This is a genomic window from Archangium lansingense (assembly GCF_026626635.1).
Classification (GTDB): Bacteria; Myxococcota; Myxococcia; order Myxococcales; family Myxococcaceae; genus Archangium; species Archangium lansingense.
Window position 1 is genome coordinate 12100272 of the sequence record NZ_JAPNKA010000001.1, and the last position, 19494, is coordinate 12119765.

Consider the following 19494-nt stretch of genomic DNA (forward strand, 5'->3'; position numbering starts at 1 on the left):
GGCCCCCTCTCGTATCTGGCGACGACCTACCTGGACGGCCCCTTGGCGGCCTGGAGGTCGGCCAGGAGACTGACGCGCGACGTACGGTGCATCTCGAGTACCTCCGTGAGGGGCAGATGCAGGAGCCGACCTTCACCCAGCTCCGCGAGCAGCTCCCGGCACGCGGGGGTGGAGGCGAACGCCCCGGCCAGGAGCTGTCGGCGCGCGGCCTGGTCCCCATCGCCAGAGGAGGGCAGCTCGCAGCGAGGCACCTCCGCCTCGAAAGCCGGGGACTCGATGTCGTCGAAGACGGTCACCCGGAAGCCCGGGCCCGGCGCCATCGGCAGCATCTCCGGGTGCGACCCCAGCCGGTGCGCCACCAGCCCCAGCCCGAGGCGAAGCGCATACCGCGCGAACACCTGGCAGTCCTCATACCAGGGGTCCCGAGCCTCGGAGGCCGGAGGGGGTGGATATGAGAAGCGATCAACGGCGGCGACGAGCGTCTCGTGCTCACCCGGGTCGAGCAGCTCCCTCAGCGGCAGGGCCCCACTCGCACCACCCGGCTCCTCTCCCTCGGCCAGCCCGAGCGCGTAGCCGAAGTAGAAACTCTCCTGTTCATGGCCCAGGCCCAGCCACGCCAGCTCATCGGGGCGGACCCAGCGCTCCCGCTCCGACTCCGGCACGGGCAGGTTCCGGTGGATGACGGTCCGGTACGTGTCGGTGAGGGTGTCGACGAAGGCTTCGAAGGAGAGGGGCGGCGGCATGCGGTTCCCGGCCGGTCAGAGCTCCAGGCCCTTCCAACCCTCGGCGGGGTAGGTGCGGAAGCCGGTGAGGCCCGCCTCGTTGAAGGCGGCGAGCACGTCCTCGCGGATGAGGAACAGCCGGCGCATACGGCTGCATCGGAACATCCTCGCCTCGGGGGAGATGGCGTCCGGCTTGAGCGCGAGCTTCTTGATGCGGCCGATCTGCTCCTTGTCGATGTGGTTCATCTTGTAATCGGAGCGCTCCATGTCGATGGCGTCCTCGCCTCCGAGCAGGTTGAGGATGGCGTAGTCCTCGGCCACCACGTTGCCGCGGTGATCCTTGAGGGCCACGGGGAGGAACTCGGCGTTGGGCACCCTCAGGGACTCGATGAGCTGCCGGGCCTTCCCGGAGACAATGAATGCGCTGAGGATGTTGGACTGGAAGTCATAGAGCTTCCGGAAGTCGGGGAAGCTCTTGGAGAAGACGACCTCCGCCCGCTCGGGAAACTCACGGGCCAGACTGATGCCCTCGTCGAACTTCCAATCCGCCGGGCTACCCCGCGGGTACGCATCAATGACGGCTGCATCCTGGTGGGAGACCGTCGTCAGGACATAATAGTTCATGCGCTGATGCTCCTCAGAAGAGAGCCCCGTACTCGTAGGTGCTGAGGCGATTCTCCGGGGCGAAGCGGACGTGGTCGTGGACGTAGGTCTGGCCCGAGGTCACCGCGGCCACGACCACCTCGCTCAGGCCGACGATGAAGTCCCAGAACTCCTCCTCCAGGTCCTTGAGCTGCTCGAAGAGGTCCAGCATCACATCCTTGTGCGGCTCCCCCTTGTCGATCTTCGCCTGGATGTCCTTGGAGAGATTCTTGAGCCGCCCCATCACCCGCTGGGTGTATTGGGGGTGATCTCCCGGGTGCTGGAGCAGGGTGTGGACGGGCACGGCCCAGGAGTCCTTGGGCAGCATGATGATGTTGTGGCCGTGGTTGAGATTGTAATCGGTCAGCAAGATGAGCCGGAGCTGCTGGTAGGTGAAGCAGGGGCCGTTGGCGGTCTCGTAATAGAAGGCGGAGCCCGGGAGGATATGGTGCGCCTCCCAGGTGTATGGGGTGCTCTGCCCCACCGGCTTGCCGTTCTCGTCCTTCGACTTCGGGGTGAAGTTCTGTACCGGGCCACCCGGAAACTCGGCCATCTGCCGCACCATGTCGCGGATCTGCTCCAGGTGGGGGTGGCTGAAGTTGCGATACACCCCGCGTCCGTTCTTGGAGCGGATGTAGTCGGAGCCACGCTGGGCGTAGTCATCGTCCTTGCCGAGCACGCCCTTGGGGGGCGCGTCGGAGTCCACGTGGTCCCCGCCCGGGTCGCCAGCGCCGCCCGAGCTGGGGGGCTTGAGCTTCTTGGCTTCCTTGGCCGCGGCGTAGCGATGATCCCGACTCCGGTCGAAGATGGCCTTGAGCCTCTTGGCCAGGGTCGTGTTCATCTCCTTGGGCTTCAGATATGGCATCCGCGCACCTCCGATGCTCAGCCGCCAGCCTCTCCGGCCGACATTCCCACCCTGCCTCCAATCCCCCAGGGTTGTCCACCCCTTGCGATACACTGGGGACCTGCTGCCAACCGGAGTCCCCATGCCCGACCTGATGGCTCTGCGCGCCGATGCGGCGTCCATGCTCGCGGAGCGGATGCGTCGATTCGATCCCGGCGAGGACCGCGTCACGCTCCTGACGCAGGTGGACGCCATCGTGCTGGACCTGCAGCTCATCGCGGCCGCCACCCTGCTGGTGGACGGCAACACCCAGCACTTCCTCCTCAACCTCTGCCGGGCGGCGGAGAACGGGCGCCGCCTGCTGGAACTGCTGCGCACCCGCGCGCTCGCGCCGCCGCCGGCCCGGAAGAACGGGCCCCTCGTCTGTGCGCTCGCCGCCGGCCACTTCGCCCTGGCGAATGCAGTGGCCGCGGTGTCCCCCACCGAGTGGCAGAAGAAGGAGGAGTACGAGGATGAGTTCCTCTGGGCTCGCGTGCTGCAGGAGCTGGCGCGCCAGGAACCCCCCTCGCGTCCGACATTGGAGCACCTGCTCACTCGGCTGGAGGAGGTGGGACAGGACACCTACGCCAGCCGGTGCGGACTGACCCGCGCCCTGCTCTCTGGAGACCGAGACGCCTTCGCCGAGCACTTCGCCACGGCCCTGATGGAATACGAGGAAGAGACGGAGACGCGTGCCAGGTCCTTCGCCACGCCCGTCACGGCGTTCGCGCCGCACCGTTTCCTCTGGCTGGAGGGGCTGGGCCTGCTGCGTTTGGGGGAGCGGGCGGGCTTCCAGCTCACGGAGACGGAATACCGCTATTGCCCACCGCTCGCCCGGGTGCCCATGGCGGTCCAGTACAACGGAGACTGGGGCATCCGCGTCCAGCCCCGCCCATGAGGGAGGAGTCTCCCGGTTACCGGGCCGCGGATCGCACGGCGAGGCTCGGTACGGTACTCTCTTGCGCACGGAGGTGGACCCATGGCCGTCAATACCGGTGTCAACAAGCTGTCCGTGGTGACCAAGGAGAGCAGCGGCACCACCGTGGTCTTCCCGGACGTGTGCAAGACCCCCAGCCCCGGAGGCCCCGTCCCCATTCCCTACCCCAACGTGGCGAAGTCCTCGGACACCGCGAAGGGCACCAAGAAGGTGACGGTGGGCGGTAACCCGGTGTGCGTGAAGGACTCCAACTTCAGCACCAGCACGGGCGACGAGGCGGGCACCGCCGGCGGCGGCGTGGTCTCGGGCAAGACGAAGGGCAAGGCAGAGTTCGTCAACTTCTCCTTCGACGTGAAGTTCGAGGGCAAGAACGTGGCGCGCGCCTTCGATCTCATGCTGCACAACGACAAGAACACGCCGCCCTCCCCTGTCATGCAAGGGCCCGTCATCGCCAACGGAGGGAGCGCCGGCAAGTCGAAGTGCCTTGTCTGCGATCACGACCTCTAGCGCCATGCCAATGCACGCCAGGCGACCGCCGCGCTGGGACATCTATGAAGAGCACCTCGACGAGGCGGCCTTCCGCTGGAGCCAGTGGGAGCGCGCCCTCGATGACCCCAATGACGTGCTGGGAGAGGTGGCGGAGATCGAGGAACTGGTAGCCGCCCACCTGGATGGACTGGTGCTGGGCGACGAGCCCGTGGCCCAGCGCCTGCTGGAGCCGGCACTGGCGGCAGACGAAGCCGAACGCATTGTGGCCGCGGCCCTGGCGCTCCTCGGCGGCAAGCAACCCTCAGGCCCCGCGGCGGTGCTGGCCGCACTTTCCCACGCCGAGCCTCCCGCGCTCATCGCCCTTCGGCGCGCGCTCGAGCTGACAAGCCCCTCGAGCATCCCCGCCGACCTCGCGGCACTCTTGAAGAAGGAGAATGCCCCCCCTGAGCTGCTCGCCCTGGTGCTCGACACGTTGGGCGCGCACGGCCTGGCCACGGCATCGCTGTGCACGCCCTTCCTCGCGCACCCGGAGCCCCAGGTGGCCACCGCCGCCCTGCGCGCTGCCAGCCGCATGTGCCTGCCTCTGGAGCCGCGCGTGCTCCAGCGCGCGCTCGACTCGCGCGACCCCATGCTGCGCGACGTCGGCATCGTCGCGGGGCTGATGGGCGGCCACCGCGGCGCCTGGGCCACCTGTCGGACCGCGGTCGAGTCGCGTGCCCCCGGCTGCCGGCTGCCCCTGCTGCTGCTGGGCATGGGCGGCGATGAACGGGATACCCGGTTGCTGCTGGACCTGCTCTCCGACGAGGCGCTTCAACCCGACGTGCTGTGGGCACTGGGCTTCACCGGCCGCGTGGACGCCGCTGCCGCCTGCTTGGATTTGATGCGGAAGGAGCCTGTCGCGGCGCTAGCGGGCGAGGCCTTCAGCGCAATCACCGGACTGCGCATCGAAGGGCAATACGGCGCCAGGAGCCAGGAGCCGGAGGCAGAGGAACCCATCCTCCTGAAGCAGGAGGAGCTCGACGCCGACCTCGTGCCCAGACCCGAGGATGCGCTACCGCTCCCCCAGGCCGATGCCGTGGCCACATGGTGGCAGGAGGTCCGCCCCAGCCTGGACATGCGGCAGCGCTACCTCGCGGGACAGCCCTTCACACCACAGGTACTGCTGGACACGCTCGCCAGTGCCCCCATGCGGCGACGCCACGCCCTGGCCCTGGAGCTGGCACTGCGCAGCCGGGGTGCCCTCCAGGTGCCAACACGCGCGTTCGTGGAGCGTCAGGTCACCGCATGGGGGCGGGCGCGTTCGACTCCCTCCTCCACGTTCGGCCGCCCCTTCACCGAGGGACTTCGAGGCTGAGGGTCAGGCCCAGGACAGGGAGTGTGGATCAGCGATTGACGGGGGCCGCCATGGCCAGATGCGCATGGAGCGTATCGGTGCGCACGTAGAGGAACTGCGCGTCGCCGAAGGACAGGCCGTCCCCATCGACGAGCTGCTGCTCCTGCTCACCCAGCGCGATGGCGTTGACGAACGTGCCGTTCATCGAGTCCGCATCCCGCACGTAGCAACTGCTGTCGGACGCGTTCCAGCGCATGAGCGCGTGGAACTTGGAGACGGACGGGTCATGCACCACCAGAGAGCTCGTCTCCAGCCGTCCCACGGCGAACACCTCGCCATCCGTCTTTGGATTGAGGAAGAGGACCTGCAGGTGCTCGAAGCCCTGCAGCATCGCCATCAGCCGGTCCGCCAGGCGCGAGCGGTGGGCCATGAACACCGTGCGCGCCCCGCCCATCTGCTGAGCCACCCGCTGGAAGACGGGGGCAGGAGGCTGCTGGATGAGCGCCACTGGGCCGTGCTCGGACTGGAAGGTCCTCACATCCACCTGGGGCAGCGCCCTTAATTCCTTCACCGAAGGCATGGGCGCAGGCTAGGCGTTCCACACCACGCGTGCCAAGGGCTCTGGCTCGGGTAAGGTGCGCCCGCACACCACCCAGGCAGCCGCAGGAGGCTTCATTCATGGCGAAGACGAAGTACGTGCTGGCAGTGGACCAGGGCACCACCGGGACGCACGTCTCCATCCTCGACGACAAGCTCCGGGTGGTGGGGAGCTCATACCGGGAGTTCACCCAGTACTTCCCCAAGCCGGGCTGGGTGGAGCACGACCTGGAGGAGATCTGGTCCAGCGTCGAGCACTGCGTCCGCGTGGCACTGAAGGACGCTCAGCTCACGGGCAAGGACATCTCCGCGGTGGGCATCACCAACCAGCGCGAGACGTCCGGCCTGTGGATGCGCGAGGGCGGCAAGCCCCTGGGCCACGCGATTGTCTGGCAGGACCGGCGCACCTCGCAGCACTGCGCGAAGTTGCGCCAGCAGGGCGAGGAGGCCCGGGTGCGGCAGACGACGGGCCTGGTGCTGGACCCGTACTTCTCGGGCACCAAGGTGTGCTGGATGATGGAGCACGTGAAGGGGGCCCGGAAGCGCGCCGAGAAGGGCGATGCGTGCTTCGGCACCGTGGACACCTGGCTCGTCTACAAGATGACCGGAGGCCAGGCGCACGTCACGGACGTCTCCAACGCCAGCCGCACGCTGCTGATGGACGTGAACCGGCTCGCATGGGACGAGGGCATGCGCACCCTCTTCGAGGTGCCGGCCGCGTGCCTGCCGGAGATTCGCGGCTCGGCGGAGAGCTATGGCACCACCCGGGGCATGAAGAGCCTGCCGGACGGCATTCCCATCAGCGGCATGGCGGGAGACCAGCAGGCGGCGCTCTTCGGACAGGCGTGCTTCAACCCGGGCGAGTCCAAGTGCACCTACGGCACCGGGGCCTTCCTGCTGATGAACACGGGCGACACGCCAGTGTTCTCGAAGGCGGGGCTGCTCACCACGGTGGCGTGGAAGATTGGGGGCAAGACGTCCTACGCGCTGGAGGGCAGTTCCTTCATCGCCGGCGCCGCGGTGCAGTGGTTGCGCGACGGGCTGAAGGTCATCAAGAAGGCCGTGGACGTGGAGCCGCTCGCCGCCAGCGTGAAGGAGAGCGGGGACGTGGTGTTCGTCCCGGCGCTCGCGGGCCTGGGGGCGCCGCACTGGCGTCCGGAGGCGCGCGGCCTCTTCGCCGGCATCGACCGCTCCACCACGGTGGCCCACCTGGCGCGTGCGGCGCTCGAGGGCGTGGCGATGCAGATTCATGACCTGGCCGAGGCCATGCGGCGCGACAGCGGGCGGGAGATTCCGTCCTTCAAGGTGGACGGAGGCGCGGCGGCCAACAACCTGATGATGCAGTTCCAGGCGGACATGCTCGGCACCGAGGTGGTGCGGCCGCAGAACCTGCAGACGACGAGCCTGGGGGCCGCCTTCCTGGCGGGCCTGGGAGCGGGCGTGTGGAGCAGCACGGACGCCATCCGCCGCGCCTGGAAGGTGGATAAGGTCTTCAAGCCGAAGATGAAGCCCGAGGTGCGTGAGCGGTATCTGACCAAGTGGCGGCGCGCGGTGGAGCGCGCCTGAGACAGCAGCCCCGGTTCGCGATAGAGAAAACCCCCGATGGCCTACGACCGCACGCAGTTGACCCCCGAGGCGCTGAAGCAGTTCCTCACCGAGCACCCCGAGTGGAAGCACGAGGGAGGGATGCTCCGCCGCACCTACGAGGCGCCGGCCTTCCTGACGGGCATCGAGTTCGTGAGCCGGGTGGCGAAGGCCGCCGAGGCGGCGGACCACCACCCGGACATCGACATCCGCTGGCGCAAGGTGACGCTGGCGCTGGTGACACATGACGCGGGCGGGCTGACCTGGCGCGACACGAAGCTGGCGGCCGAGGCGGACACGTTGTTCGCCCAGGTGGTGAAGCAGGGCTGATGCGGGCAGCACTCTTCGTCGCAGGGGTGCTGCTGGCGGCACCGGTGGCTCGGGCTCAGGAGGAGGTGCCCGAGGCCACCCGGCCGGAGCGGCTGTACCTCAACTCGGGCGTGTTGATGGGCTCGTCGCGGGTGGTGGGGCTGGGCGGTGCCTACGTGGGCATCGCCGAGGGCGTGGCCGGCTTCACTCACAACCAGGCCGCGCTGGCCCACCGCTCACCGCTGCTGGACCGGGACTGGGACGTAGGCGTCACCCTGTCCTGGATGAACCTGCCGCTGGCCAAGGTGAACGGCAAGGACCTGGACAACGATGGCCAGGCCGACGACGCCCCAGAGACGTTGCAGCTCCAGGGCGCGCTGATGTTGCAGTACCGCAACTTCGGCCTGGGCTTCTCGCTGCGCAATTACCAGGTGGCCTACTGCAACACGGTGATCTGCGACGCGAGCGATCGCATCCGCGTGTCCCTGGTGCAGTCGTCGCTGGCGGGAGCGGTGGCGCTGGGACGAGACGACTTCATCATCGGCCTCGGCATCTACAGCGCACAGGCGGTCTTCAGCCACAAGCCGGAAGGCGACTGGCAGTACGGGGACACGGGGCTGGCGCTGGACATGCTCTACCGGCCGCATGGACGCTCCTACCGGGTGGGAGTGTCGGTGAGACCGGAGGTGGTGGGCGCGTGGCAGCGGAAGTCGGGACAGGTGCCCTTCCTCGCGGGCCGGCAGCTCTACGCGGCGGTGGTGTCGCCGGCGGTGATGTCGCTGGGTGCGAGCTGGCGACTGGGCAAGGGCTCCGAGCGCTACAACCAGCTCTCGCCCGCGGCGCGGCGGCAGATGCTGGAGGGGGACCACTTCTCGGAGGTACCGGCCGAGGAAGGAGCGGCGGGACCCGCGGGCCAGTGGCTCATCAGCGCACAGGCTGACTTCATCTCGCGAGTAGAGAACGCGGTGCCGGTGCGTTCCTTCACGGCACTGACCACGCCGGTGAACGTCGGCGTGACGGGGATGCTGCAGCCGAGGGTGGGAGTGGAACACGAGACGTGGCCTGGGAGGCTGCGCACGAGGCTGGGGGCCTTCATCGAGCCCTCGCCGTTCACGAACCACCTACCGAGGGCGCACGTGACAGGAGGCTTCGAGCTGTTCCTGTTCCGGTACATGGACGACTGGGCACTGACAGCCTCTTTCGATGTCTCGAGGCGCTACTCGGACTTCGGAATCTCCGTGGGGCTGTGGCGATGAAATCCCCTCGCCCCCCGGGAGAGGGACGGGGTGAGGGTGCCGACCGCCCCGGGTTGCATCAATCCCCTCTCCCGCTGGGAGAGGGTCAGGGTGAGGGTCATCGCCCCCTGTGGAAGACCGGGGCCCTCACGCTCCTGGCGCTCCTCGGATTCGCGGCCAATTCCCTCCTGTGCCGGGCCGCACTCGAGAACGGAGCCTGGCGCATCGACGCAGCGAGCTTCACAAGTATCCGCCTCAGCTCAGGAGCGCTGGTCCTCGGGCTGCTGTTACGGATGCGAGGAAGCAAAGGAGGCACAAGGCAGGGCTCCTGGGGCTCGGCGCTGGCACTCTTCGCCTACGCAGCGGGCTTCTCACTGGCGTACGTGCGAATCCCCGCGGGGCTCGGAGCACTCATCCTCTTCGGCTGCGTGCAGGCAACAATGCTGAGCGTGGGCCTCGTCCGCGGCGAGCGCCCCCGGGCACTCGAGTGGCTGGGACTGGCAATGGCGCTCGGAGGGCTCATCGCGCTGCGCCTGCCGGGAGCCACGGCGCCGGACGCGCTGGGAGCCACGTTGATGGCGGGAGCGGGCATAGCGTGGGGCGTGTACTCGCTGCGAGGGCGAGGCACCGCGGATCCACTGGCGGCCACGGCGGACAACTTCCTGCGGAGCGTGCCCATGACGCTGGGGCTCTCGGTGCTGGCCCCGCTGGCCTTGGGAGCACCACGAGCAACCGTGGCGGGCGTGGGGCTCGCGGTGGCATCGGGAGCGCTGGCCTCGGGAGTGGGCTACAGCCTGTGGTACGCGGCACTGCCGCACCTGACGGCAATGCGGGCGGCGGTGGTGCAGCTCGCGGTGCCGGTGGTGGCGGCGGCGGGCGGCGTGCTGCTGCTCGGCGAGACGCTGACGCCACGACTGGTGGGCTCGGGCTCGGCCCTGTTGTTCGGCGTGTTCCTCACGCTGCTCGCACGCCAGCGGAAGGCCCCCGCGCCTGCCCGATAGGGGTAGGCTCCACCGCATGCAGAAATCCGAACTGGTGGCGCTCGTCGACATGGACGGGACGCTGTGCGACTACGAGGGCACCATGGCCCGGGACATGGAGAAGCTGCGCAGTCCCGGTGACCCCGCGGTGTTCCCGGACGACGAGCACGAGAACCCGTGGGTGCGCGAGCGCCGGTCGCTCATCCGGCGCCAGAGCGGCTGGTGGCGGCACTTGCCGAAGTTGAAGCTCGGCTTCGACGTGCTCGGCGAGCTCCAGGCCCAGCACTTCGAGGTGCACGTGCTCACCAAAGGGCCCGTGGCGGCCCCGAGCGCGTGGACGGAAAAACTCGAGTGGTGCCAGGAGCACCTGCCCGGCACACCCGTCACCATCACCATGGACAAGGGGCTCGTCTACGGGAAGGTGCTCGTCGATGACTGGCCGCCCTACGTGGAGCGCTGGCTGCAGTGGCGCCCGCGGGGGCTCGTCATTCTCCCCGCGCAGCGCTGGAACGAGGGCTTCTCCCATCCCAACGCCTTGCGCTACGACGGGAGCAACCTCGCCCAGGTCCGCGAGGCGCTCGCGCGCATCCGCGAGCGGGCCGAGAACACCTAGGCCCTGGGCTCAGCCGCGACGCCCCGGACGGCGCCTCGCCGCCTGCCGCACGCCGGGAAGAGGACGAGGCGGAGACTCCAAATGCGCAGCGCGGAACGGCCTCGCCGCGGGCGCATCCACCTCGCTCCCATCCTCGGGAAGGGGGCGGTCCTCCTCGCGCCTCTGCGCCGGCGTGCTGAGCAGGCGGGAGTCCGGCTGCCAATCGAAGAGCAGGATGGCGATCAGCACCATCAGCACCACCGTGCGCCGAAACGAGGGCGATTCCTGGAGGAGCAGCTGCGGGTTCATCTCGGGACAACACCTCCCTCTGGCGATTTCATGCGGCCCACCTCATGGCGCCGACGAAGCGCGACATTTGCCAGCCCCGCCAACAGTAGGACCGGGACCAACAGCACGGTGCTGAACCAGCTCAGCGCATAGAGAAGCCCGAAGACAAGGCCCGACCGTCCCCCCTCCAGTGTGCCGGAGAGCATGCCGACGTAGTGGCGGCCTCCGAGCAGGTGCAGCAGCAGGAAGACCGCGGTCATCACCAGAGCGGAGCGGATCATCGGCGCGCCTCCATCGTGCGGGGCTCCATCGCGCGCCGCCAGAGTGGACCTTCGACAAGTGAGTACAGCAGCACCGCATCAGCAAGCGGGTTGCCCGCGGCGAAGCGGAGGCCGGTGTCGTCCGTCACCGGGAACGCAGCGAAACGGAGGCTCGTGGTGAGCCCCTCGAGCAGCGGCTCGTCGTCGAAGGCCGCCGCCCCCACGAAGGCGAGCCCACTCGAGCCCGCGTTCGCGTTCACGAGCGGAATCGTCGGACCCGAGTCGATGTCGTCGACGTTGGGCGCGGCTACGGGCCACTCCGCGGCCCATGCGAAGCCGAGTGCCTCGCCGATGAGCTCCTGACGGGCGCGCTGGTACTGCTCTCGCGCGAAGTCCTCATCAACCACCTGGAGCATGTGTGCGGTGAGCCACAGCGTCGAGCCCTCCGGTCCGTCGCGGGTGACGCCTTTGAAGGTGAAGCTCGAGACGAGCAGCCCGGTGTGAGCGTCCACCAGATGCTTGCGCGCCGACTCGACCCAGCGCCGTCGTAATTCCGAGTGGTCCCTCCCATCGACGGCGTCGGAGAGGCGAAGTGCCGCGAGCGCGACGGTGTTGCAAAAGGTCCACCCCTCGTCGGGATAGCTCTCGGCGGCCAGCACGGGCGCACGCTCGAGCTGGCCGGCGATGGTGTCGATTCGCTCACGGAGCAGCGACGCGAGGTCCTCCCGCGGCTCCACGAGCTGGCGAGCGGCGAGCATGAGGGCGATCTCCCCGTCGACGAAGAGGCTGCGCCCGCGCACGTCACGGAAGGGCGCGCGGTGCACGTAGGGCAGGAGGAACTCGTCATCGGCGTTACGCTCGTCGCGGAGCGTGCGGGCGAGCACGGCGTCGATGACGGCGAGGTGCTCCGCCTTCTGGGTGGGCTCCTTCAGCGCGAGGTTCGCGAAGGAGAGCACGGAGAAGGTGCGGTTCATCAGGTCCCATTCGGGGTTATTGCGCCGGAGCAGAGCGCGCTCGGGGCTCTCGTCACTCAGCGCGAGCATGCGCTGCCGCTCGGCGAGGGCGGGCGCGAGCTCGCGGGGGTCTCCTGGTCTGAACCAGAGATGAAGCGCCGGTATCCACAGCACCGAGGCCATGAACAGCAGGAAGAGGTTGCGTCGCATGCCTCGACTATCGGGCGGCGCACGCTGTGCTCGCGGGCCGGGAGAGCGAACGGTCGCGAGTCAGGGGCGAACGGTCGTCCCCTGCCCCCTTCACAGCCGGTAGAGCTGACCGTCCTGGAAGTACTTGTCTACGGGCACCGTCGCGTCCGCCTTGGTGATGTACCCCTTCTTCCCCCAATCGAGCCCCTTGTTCTCCCCGTACGCGCGCGGACTGCCCGCCTGCGAGTAGCACGTGTAGGTCTCCGGCTGCCCCACGGCCTCGGGACAGATGATGGCCATGTAGATGTCGCTCCGGGTCGTGAGCGGCCCCTTCTTCGAGATGCAGCGGGCCATGTACTTGTAGACGTAGTCGAGCTGCTCGATCTCGGTCATCACCTTCAGTTCATCCACCGTCTTCCCAAGGCCTTCCGTACCACTGGGGGTGAACTGGATGAGTCCATACGCCCGGCCGCCCGCGTTGTTCTGCTTGCTGGCCGAGAACGTCCCTCCCGTCTCGAAGGCCATGCAGGCCATCAGGTCATCCGGCTTGATCTTCAGGAGGTCGCAGATGATCACCACCTTCTTCCTGAATTCCTCTGACACCTTCGAGCCCCAGACCATCGTGCCTTCGATCCTCCGCGGCGACCCGTCGAGCTCCTTGAAGCTGGAGGCTACCTCGGTGGACAAGACCTTCCCGTCCTTGTCCAGCACGCAGGCTTCGAGCATGTACTTGCCCTGGCCCTTCAGCTTCCGGACCACCTCCTGGTCCGTGATACGAGCCACCAACCGCCCCTGGGAGTCGCATTGGCCTCCAGCCCCCTTGGGGACGTCGTACCGGAAGGGCACCTGCGCGAGCAGGATGGGCTTCTCGATGCCCACGAAGCGCTCATAGAGGCGGAACCCGAGCGTGCTGCCATTCTTTCCGTTCGGGACGTGCTGAACCTGGCATCGCACCTGCACATAGGACGTGGCGTCGGTGAGGTCCACGAAGCGCAGCGTCGGCTTGTCCAACCACCGGGGAACGCCCTCGTAGGAGACGGAGAACGCCGGCGGCGCCGCGACCAGCTCATCCCAGAGGTTCGCATCCGGCTTGGTGACCTGGCCGCGGATGCGCACCTTCTTGCCAAACAGGTTCGGGTCCTCCAGAGGGACGAGCGCCTCGAGGTACCGGGGATTCTGCTCCGAGGGCTTGACGGTGAGCTTCGCGAGCTCGCTCTGACCGGTCTCGTCGTAGAGGGAAAAGGTGGGCTCGGCGGCCTTCCAGTAACCGCGATCCCCCACGAGCTTGATGGACACGAGCAGGTTGTTGTCACGCACCCCTGTCGAGATCGACCCGAAGTGGGGGGACCTCGTCGGAGTGTCCTTCAGCTCCTGGGAAGCAATCGCCGTCGCCAGGTCCTTGGGCGTCTTCTTCTGCTTGGACTGCTTGGTCCCCTTCTTCGGAGGCGGCTCGAGCCAGAGCTGGTCGTCATCGAAGGTGAGGAACTTGGACGCGTCGTAGTCCATCACCGCGCTGACGGGCACGTAGGTATCGGTTCCCGACAGCGTCTTGGGGATCCGCAACAAGGCGAAGAGCTGCACCTGCGACATCCCCAGGCTGGGCAGGACCAACTCCCAGAAATACTCCGAGGACGACGCCTGCGCCAACGCGGGCCGCGAGATGGGATTCATCAGCAGGGTCCGGACAACGGGATCGAGCTGATGGAGCCCGTATTGCCAGAGCGTCAGCTCGAGCGGCAGGCGGAAGCCCGGATCGATGTTCTCCACCTTCGCGAGCGCGCTTCCAGAGCCAACCTCGAAGCTCGTCAGCTTGGGCTTCGGGAACGAGACGGCCTTCTTCTTTTCCCAGACGAGATAGCTCACCTCCTGCCCGTCGGTCTCCTGGACTACCTCGAGCCGGAGATCGAAGCTGTACTCGTCCTGGTGCTTGTCGAGATAGGTCAGCAGATACTCGCCGCCGCTCTCCGCGCAGCCAACGCGCCACTCCTTCGTGTCATCGTCTTCCAGGGTCCACTCGAAGATGGACCAGGCCAGGGAGTCGGAGGCCCTGCCCGACTCGATCGCTCCACCGTGGAAGACGGAGAGCTTGAGTTTCGCCTCCTTGAATTTCTGGCTGAACACGGGCGTGAGCTTCAGCAAGCTGCCGAGGAGGACCTTGTCGGGAGTGGCTCCCGTGACATCCAGCGGGTTGTTGAACTCCATCAGACCGGAGACGGTGCATGGGGTCACGAACGGGAAGTCCGGGATGACGGAGAACTGGGCCTTCCCGTCCCCGAACAAACCCGATGCGAAGGTGTCGAGTTCCAGGTCGACAGTGCAGGACTCCCCGTTGATCTGCATGGGGATCGCACCAAGCTCGGATTGCACGGGCTCTCCGAGCGACTTCGCGGAGATCACCACGCGGCACGTCGCGTCCCTGGGCAGGTTCTTCTGGGTGCCGCGCAGCTTGACCTTGTAGAGACGCCCCTCTTGCCGGACATCCTCCATGGAGAGGGAGAGCTTGAGGGTGATGGGGGCCACGGCCACCAGGCGGATGACGCCCTCGGCGCCCGGCTCGAGCCGCACTTCGAGAGGAGGAGCCACCTGTGCTTCGGTCGTCATGTCAGTTCATCCCCCTCGCCGTGAACACCCCTCGGCCCTCGGGCCACATGCCGCGGAAATCACCCATCGTGTCCTCCGGCGCCTGCTGCTGGAGAGGCTCGGGAATGGGGAACTCCTTGTCGCAGGCCAGCGCCTCATCCGCCTTGTCCAGGGGCACGGCGCGGACCTTGTACGTCTTGCCGTCCTTGAGCGCCTCGGCGATGTCGCTCACATCCACCTTGGCGCGGAAGACTCCCCTCGAGTCCGTCACGCCGCCCCCGCCCTTGCGCCGCAACTCGTAGGAGATGCAGTCCTTCGGAAGGGCCAGCAACGTCCCTGAGGGCGTGGTGATCTCGAGCTTGAATCCCCTGCTTGCGGGAACCGCGTTCGTCGATACGGAGACAGCCAGGAGGAACGGGTCTGAGAGCGACGGCTCCGCCTGGAGCTCGGCGCCAGGCTCCATGTCGTAGCCAATTTCCTCTGAGCGTTGGACGTCGATGCGCTCGATCTTCAAGGGCACGTCCTTCTTCTTCACGAAGGCCGAGATTGCGAGTTGCTTGCCCTTCAACTCCTTGTTGTTGAAATCCAACGTCCGCACGACGCGCATTGGATTGGGCAGGATGGCTGATTTCGCCTTCTTGTCGAGTGCCTCGCTCCCGAAGCTGATGCTCGGTTGGGCCGCCTTCCAGAAGCTCTCGTTCCCCCCCAGGAGCGGCACGCAGACCTGGGCGCCCTTGCTGGTGAGCCGGACCTCCGGCTGTCCGAACATGGGGCTGTGCAGCACATCCGAGATTCCCGTCGACCAGTGCTCCAGGTATCCCCCCCGGGCTTGCTTCTTCAGCTCCTCCAGCATGACGGACTCGTACCGATTGCCGAGCGTGTCCGACGGGAGCAGCCGTCCATCCTGCGCGCTCCCTCCATTCGGGAAGAAGCACCCGAACTGCACAGCCAACAGCTCCTCATGGGTGAACTCCTTGCGGAGCTCGGTGAAGGCCTCGTTCGCATCGAACTCGACCACCAGCTCGCCGGGGTGGCGGCTCTCTCTCGGCGCCTTCACCCGGATGCGGACCTCGCCCTTCCCCGCTTCCTCGGCATCGTCGATCCAGCCGTCATCCTTCGCCCTGGCCACGACCTCACGCAGCTTCTCCGGGTTGGCGGCCCGAAGCTGGATGGAGAGCCCATCCTCGGAGAGGCCGAGCAGTGACACGGCCTGACGTGCCGCATACCCACTCCGGATGCGCTCCACCGCCTCGACCAGGTCCCAGGAGATCAGCGGCTCGGCACCAGCGGCGAGCTTCTGACCCTTGGCCGCATCGAGGAACTCCTTATACGTGAAGTGCTGCGTGACGTAGGAGCTGACGTTCTTGATGTTGCCCTTCTTGATGAAGCCATCGATGACCGCGAAGCCGGCCTCCTCCTTGAGGGCCTTGTCCTCCCGCGCGACGACGGGAATCGCCACCCCGACGGTCTCGAAGGCAGCGGCATCCGTTGGAAGCGCGTCGGACACCTTGCCCTTCCACTTGCGGATGAGGATCCAGCCGCGGAGTAGCCTCGGGCAATTGGCCCGGAACGCGATCCGCCAGGAGAAGGTTCCATCCTTCCCGCTGATCAGCGCCGCATCAGGCACGATGGGTTGAGAGCCGTTCTCCGATGCTCTGGAGGTATTCAGCAGGGCTGGCTCGAGCCCCTGGATCTTCAGCCCGCCGATCCCCTTCGCATCGCGCTCATCGAGGCTCCACTCGCCCCAGCCGGGCACTTCCACAGGCTGGGCAAACACCCCTTCGTTGAACGTCCCCGAGGCGATCTCGAGCCGCCAGTCCGGGGGGTTCGAGGACAGGACGTGCAGGTCCACCTTCTCCTTGCCATGGCCCCGCTGCACCGCGCCGACGTGGAGGAGCTCACCCACTCGACGGGGCTCATACTGCTCGCGCGCCGGCAACCAACCCACCGCGGCGATCTTCTTCAGCTCCTCCGAATGCCAGAGCGGCACGTCGGCGAACTGGACGAAGTTGTGCCGGGTCAGCAGCATCAGGAGCCAGGCGAAGGTGACGGGGTGTGGGTTGTCGAGCAGGGTGCTCTTGGGCAGCTGCTCGCCGTCCGGGTTGTCCGCGAACAAGGGCTTCTCCTCGCCCTTGGGGCCCAGCACCGGCTTCTCCTTGTTCGCCCACCAGCCGATGGCATCCGCGTACTTCTGGATGATCTCCTTCGCCCCCTGCTCGTCCGTGGAGTCCAGGACGTCCGAGCCGAGCACCATCTCCGGGCGGGTCTTCAGGTGCTCCATCACCTGCTTCACGATGCTCTCGGGGCTCCAATCATTGAGGTGCCGCAGGACGACGTTGCGCCAACGAACGGAGGTCAAGGCCTTGAAGTGCTCGACATCCCGCTTCAGGCTCTCGTCCTTGCTCGGAGCGCCCCCGGTCTGCAGGAAGAGGCTCCCCTGTGTCACGGGCTGCACGAAGATCTTCCGCGCCTGGGCGGGCACGTAGATGCGGACCTGGGTCTTCTTCCCGTCGTACTCGACCTCCTGCGGGGGGCAGGAGGAAGGCTCGAAGGTGAACCTGAGCTTGTAGGACCCCGAGGGCAGGCAGTTCTTGAAGTTCTCGAGGACGACGTCGACGGGGTAGCTGAGAACCTTCTCTTCCGCGGGCTTGTCCTCGGACTTGGGCGCATAGAACGGAAGCGCCCGGGATGAACCCAGGAGCCGTTGGAGCAGGCCCTGATTGTAGGTGTCCTGGAAGGCGGCGAGCAGCCGCTTCTCATCGTCCCCCAGTTGCTCCAGCACGGGCGCGAGCTTCAGCAGGGACTCGAGCTCGCCCTTGCTGTCGGAGCCGGACTGGGCGGCGGGGGGATCGAAATAGTTGTTCTGCTCCTTCTCCTCGAAGACCTCGAAGAAGGGCTTGCCGCCGCTCGACAGCCCGAGCTTCTCCTCCGCGAACCGGAGGAGCTGTTCGAGCTGGCCCGGCTCACTGGGCGCGAGAACCTCCCAGTGCAGGAAGCCATCACCCACCGCCTCGCTCTTGTCGTCGAGATAGCCGAGCAGCTCGCCAGCCCGGACCTTGAGGTAGGGATGGCACAGGGTGACGATCTCCCCTCCGACGAGGGCCTCGTGAAGCTCGGCCAGGTCGCTCTCCGGCTTCTTGAAGACCGCACGGATGTAGTCCCCCTCCTCGCCGAGCTGGAACGACTGGGGCTTGGAGAGGTCCGACCCGATCGTGGAGAAGGTGCCGCCCTTCTTCGTGACGAGGTCAGCCTCTTCCTTCGTGCCGGTGCTGGCCTGGGCGTCAGCGCCCTCCAGAGGGCCCTGGATCCACCGGACCTGCTGGAAGGCCTCGTGCCGTGGATCGAGCACGGACAGGGAGCCATCGCGACGCGCGAGGGTCTTGAGCCAGCCCACATCCTGGTACGTCCCCGCCTTCTTCCAGTCCGGGGGAACCAGATGCATGTAGAGGCTGTAGAAGGTGAAGCGCTTCGGCGACTGCTCCTGTGCCTGCTCCTGCTCCTTCTTCGGAACGAGCTCTTCGACATCGTGGCGAACCAGGATGAAGGCGTTGTGATTCCCCGCGAACTCCTTGGACAGCTGGTTCGCTTCGAGCCCCTTCTTCGCGGCCTGACCGGACTCGTTCGTCTTCGCGGTGGCATCCCCCGTGGCCGGTTCCTGCTTGGATTCAGGAAGGGCGTTCGCCAACCGGACGGCGACGATGTAGCCCGGCGCGAGGCAGCGCACCTCCCGAGGGTTCGCCTGCGACGGAGCCGTCTGCGAGAAGCTGGCGAGCTCCAGGTGGACGCCCGAGTGGAGATTGCGCTGGCTGCCCAGGGGGAAGAGACCCTTGGCGGCCTCCTCCGTCATCGCGTAGCCGTTGACGGGGCGGTAGCGCTCCTTCCGGCCATCCATGGGATAGCTGACGGAGTGCGACACATTGGTGAAGACGCACTCGGGAGGAGCGGGCGTCTGGCGGTGTGAATAGATGAAAGCCCCGCCTTTGTTGGGCCCGTTGTAATCCATGTACAGGTCGTCGCGGACGCTGCTGAGGGTGTTCTCCTCGAAGAGCTTCCGGGCCCGGATCAACACCAACGAGGCCGTGGCCGCGTCCCAGGTTCCGGTAATCACACGAATCATGTTGTGCTTTCCGCTGAGCTGGGAGAGCGCATCCAGATCGTGCTTCGTCTTCGGCGACGGCACGCAATACATGCCCGCATTGATCTTCTTCTCATGGGTGGCGGGATCGGCCACCGCGAGCCAGAGGTGCCGGCCCGTGTCATCCTTCAGGTAGGCATAGCCGGTGATGAGGATGAGGTGGATCGGCGCGTCCTTCCGCATGGAGAACCCGGAGTAGAAGATGACCGGGTTGTTGGAGGAGACGGCCTCGAGGATGGTCGCGAGTCTCGACTCGATGAGGGAGGGGGTGTTCGCGATCCGGGCCGCCTGCTCCTTGCGATTGGGCAGGTCATAGGGCAGCACCACGCCGAAGGAGAAGCCCAACAGGTGGGATGCGCTGAACTCCATCTTCTGGAATTGGAGTTCGGTCGGCGCCAAGACTTGCGAGACATCGCCCTTCTTGTAGCCAGGATCCGAGACCCAATACCCATCGAGGTTGATGCCGTAAGGGCCCTCGGTGGGCTTCTTGTGGAAGGCCCTCTGACCGCCCGGGAAGCGGAGATCCACGAACCGGCCCTGCTGTCCCCCGTCCCAATGCGTGATGAATTTCGACTCGAAATCACCGCCCTGCACGAGCTGGTAGTAGTTGAACGCCATGGCGCATGACGTTCGCCCGCACCAGTCCGGTGGACCTCCCGGGTAGTGCTGCCCGAGGAGCGGAACCTTGAGGATGTGATATTCATCCAGCGAGGCAAGCAGCTTTTCCGGCAGCTCGTACTTCCAGTCTGGCCAATACCTGCTGATCTTGCTCATGACCCCCCCTCA

Annotated in this window: 17 protein-coding genes; 8 read left to right on the forward strand and 9 right to left on the reverse strand. The window is 66.9% G+C overall.

Translation table 11 applies throughout. The annotated features are described in order from the left end of the window. Nucleotides 1-26: 26 nt before the first annotated feature. From OV287_RS48445 to OV287_RS48455, 3 genes are read right to left on the reverse strand one after another with little or no spacing between them, the layout of a single operon-like run. A complete protein-coding gene (locus OV287_RS48445) occupies nt 27-743 on the reverse strand; it encodes a hypothetical protein (protein WP_267540874.1) in 717 nt (238 codons plus the stop codon). A 15-nt stretch (nt 744-758) separates the two neighbouring features. Continuing rightward, nucleotides 759-1346 (reverse strand): imm11 family protein, encoded by a 588-nt coding sequence (locus OV287_RS48450; protein ID WP_267540875.1) that lies wholly within the window; start codon nt 1344-1346, stop codon nt 759-761. 13 nt (nt 1347-1359) lie between these two features. Continuing rightward, nucleotides 1360-2229, reverse strand: coding sequence for an AHH domain-containing protein (locus OV287_RS48455; RefSeq protein ID WP_267540876.1), 870 nt, complete (start codon nt 2227-2229; stop codon nt 1360-1362). 121 nt (nt 2230-2350) lie between these two features. On the opposite strand from OV287_RS48455, the gene OV287_RS48460 reads away from it, so the two are divergent. From OV287_RS48460 to OV287_RS48470, 3 genes are all read left to right on the forward strand, one after another. Next, nucleotides 2351-3145 (forward strand): Imm49 family immunity protein, encoded by a 795-nt coding sequence (locus OV287_RS48460; protein ID WP_267540877.1) that lies wholly within the window; start codon nt 2351-2353, stop codon nt 3143-3145. Between the two features lie 81 nt (nt 3146-3226). Then, nucleotides 3227-3691 carry a DUF4150 domain-containing protein gene (locus tag OV287_RS48465; RefSeq protein WP_267540878.1) on the forward strand — a complete coding sequence of 155 codons (465 nt, stop codon included), beginning with the start codon at nt 3227-3229 and terminating at the stop codon, nt 3689-3691. A gap of 4 nt (nt 3692-3695) precedes the next feature. Continuing rightward, a complete protein-coding gene (locus OV287_RS48470) occupies nt 3696-5027 on the forward strand; it encodes a TIGR02270 family protein (RefSeq protein ID WP_267540879.1) in 1332 nt (443 codons plus the stop codon). Nucleotides 5028-5055: 28 nt separating this feature from the next. Here OV287_RS48470 and OV287_RS48475 read toward each other — a convergent pair whose 3' ends face one another. Next, complete coding sequence (locus OV287_RS48475; protein WP_267540880.1) at nt 5056-5586, reverse strand: FHA domain-containing protein; 531 nt, start codon at nt 5584-5586, stop codon at nt 5056-5058. 98 nt (nt 5587-5684) lie between these two features. On the opposite strand from OV287_RS48475, the gene glpK reads away from it, so the two are divergent. The 5 genes from glpK (at nt 5685) to OV287_RS48500 (ending at nt 10324) form a co-directional block, all read left to right on the forward strand. Next, nucleotides 5685-7169: a glycerol kinase GlpK gene (gene glpK, locus OV287_RS48480; RefSeq protein ID WP_267540881.1), complete on the forward strand. Its 1485-nt coding sequence runs from the start codon at nt 5685-5687 to the stop codon at nt 7167-7169. A 36-nt stretch (nt 7170-7205) separates the two neighbouring features. Further along, a complete protein-coding gene (locus OV287_RS48485) occupies nt 7206-7517 on the forward strand; it encodes a 4a-hydroxytetrahydrobiopterin dehydratase (RefSeq protein WP_267540882.1) in 312 nt (103 codons plus the stop codon). Further along, nucleotides 7517-8752: a hypothetical protein gene (locus OV287_RS48490; RefSeq protein ID WP_267540883.1), complete on the forward strand. Its 1236-nt coding sequence runs from the start codon at nt 7517-7519 to the stop codon at nt 8750-8752. Before OV287_RS48485 ends, OV287_RS48490 begins: the two co-directional genes overlap by 1 nt. A gap of 272 nt (nt 8753-9024) precedes the next feature. Then, nucleotides 9025-9732 carry a DMT family transporter gene (locus OV287_RS48495; protein ID WP_267540884.1) on the forward strand — a complete coding sequence of 236 codons (708 nt, stop codon included), beginning with the start codon at nt 9025-9027 and terminating at the stop codon, nt 9730-9732. Nucleotides 9733-9748: 16 nt separating this feature from the next. Further along, nucleotides 9749-10324, forward strand: a complete 576-nt coding sequence (locus OV287_RS48500) for a 5' nucleotidase, NT5C type (protein WP_267540885.1) — start codon at nt 9749-9751, stop codon at nt 10322-10324. Nucleotides 10325-10333: 9 nt separating this feature from the next. Here the strand turns inward: OV287_RS48500 and OV287_RS48505 are convergent, their stop codons facing one another. The 5 genes from OV287_RS48505 to OV287_RS48525 all read right to left on the reverse strand — a co-directional run bounded on the left by OV287_RS48505 (nt 10334) and on the right by OV287_RS48525 (nt 19482). Then, nucleotides 10334-10612 (reverse strand): hypothetical protein, encoded by a 279-nt coding sequence (locus tag OV287_RS48505; RefSeq protein ID WP_267540886.1) that lies wholly within the window; start codon nt 10610-10612, stop codon nt 10334-10336. Beyond that, nucleotides 10609-10872 (reverse strand): hypothetical protein, encoded by a 264-nt coding sequence (locus OV287_RS48510; RefSeq protein WP_267540887.1) that lies wholly within the window; start codon nt 10870-10872, stop codon nt 10609-10611. The genes OV287_RS48505 and OV287_RS48510 overlap by 4 nt, the downstream gene beginning before the upstream one ends. Beyond that, a complete protein-coding gene (locus OV287_RS48515; RefSeq protein ID WP_267540888.1) occupies nt 10869-12014 on the reverse strand; it encodes a linalool dehydratase/isomerase domain-containing protein in 1146 nt (381 codons plus the stop codon). The genes OV287_RS48510 and OV287_RS48515 overlap by 4 nt, the downstream gene beginning before the upstream one ends. A gap of 90 nt (nt 12015-12104) precedes the next feature. Next, the gene (locus OV287_RS48520; RefSeq protein ID WP_267540889.1) at nt 12105-14594 is read right to left on the reverse strand and encodes a hypothetical protein; all 2490 of its coding nucleotides are present in this window, start codon (nt 14592-14594) and stop codon (nt 12105-12107) included. A 1-nt stretch (nt 14595) separates the two neighbouring features. After that, on the reverse strand, nt 14596-19482 hold the full coding sequence (locus OV287_RS48525; protein WP_267540890.1) for a hypothetical protein: 4887 nt from the start codon (nt 19480-19482) through the stop codon (nt 14596-14598). Nucleotides 19483-19494 lie beyond the last annotated feature (12 nt).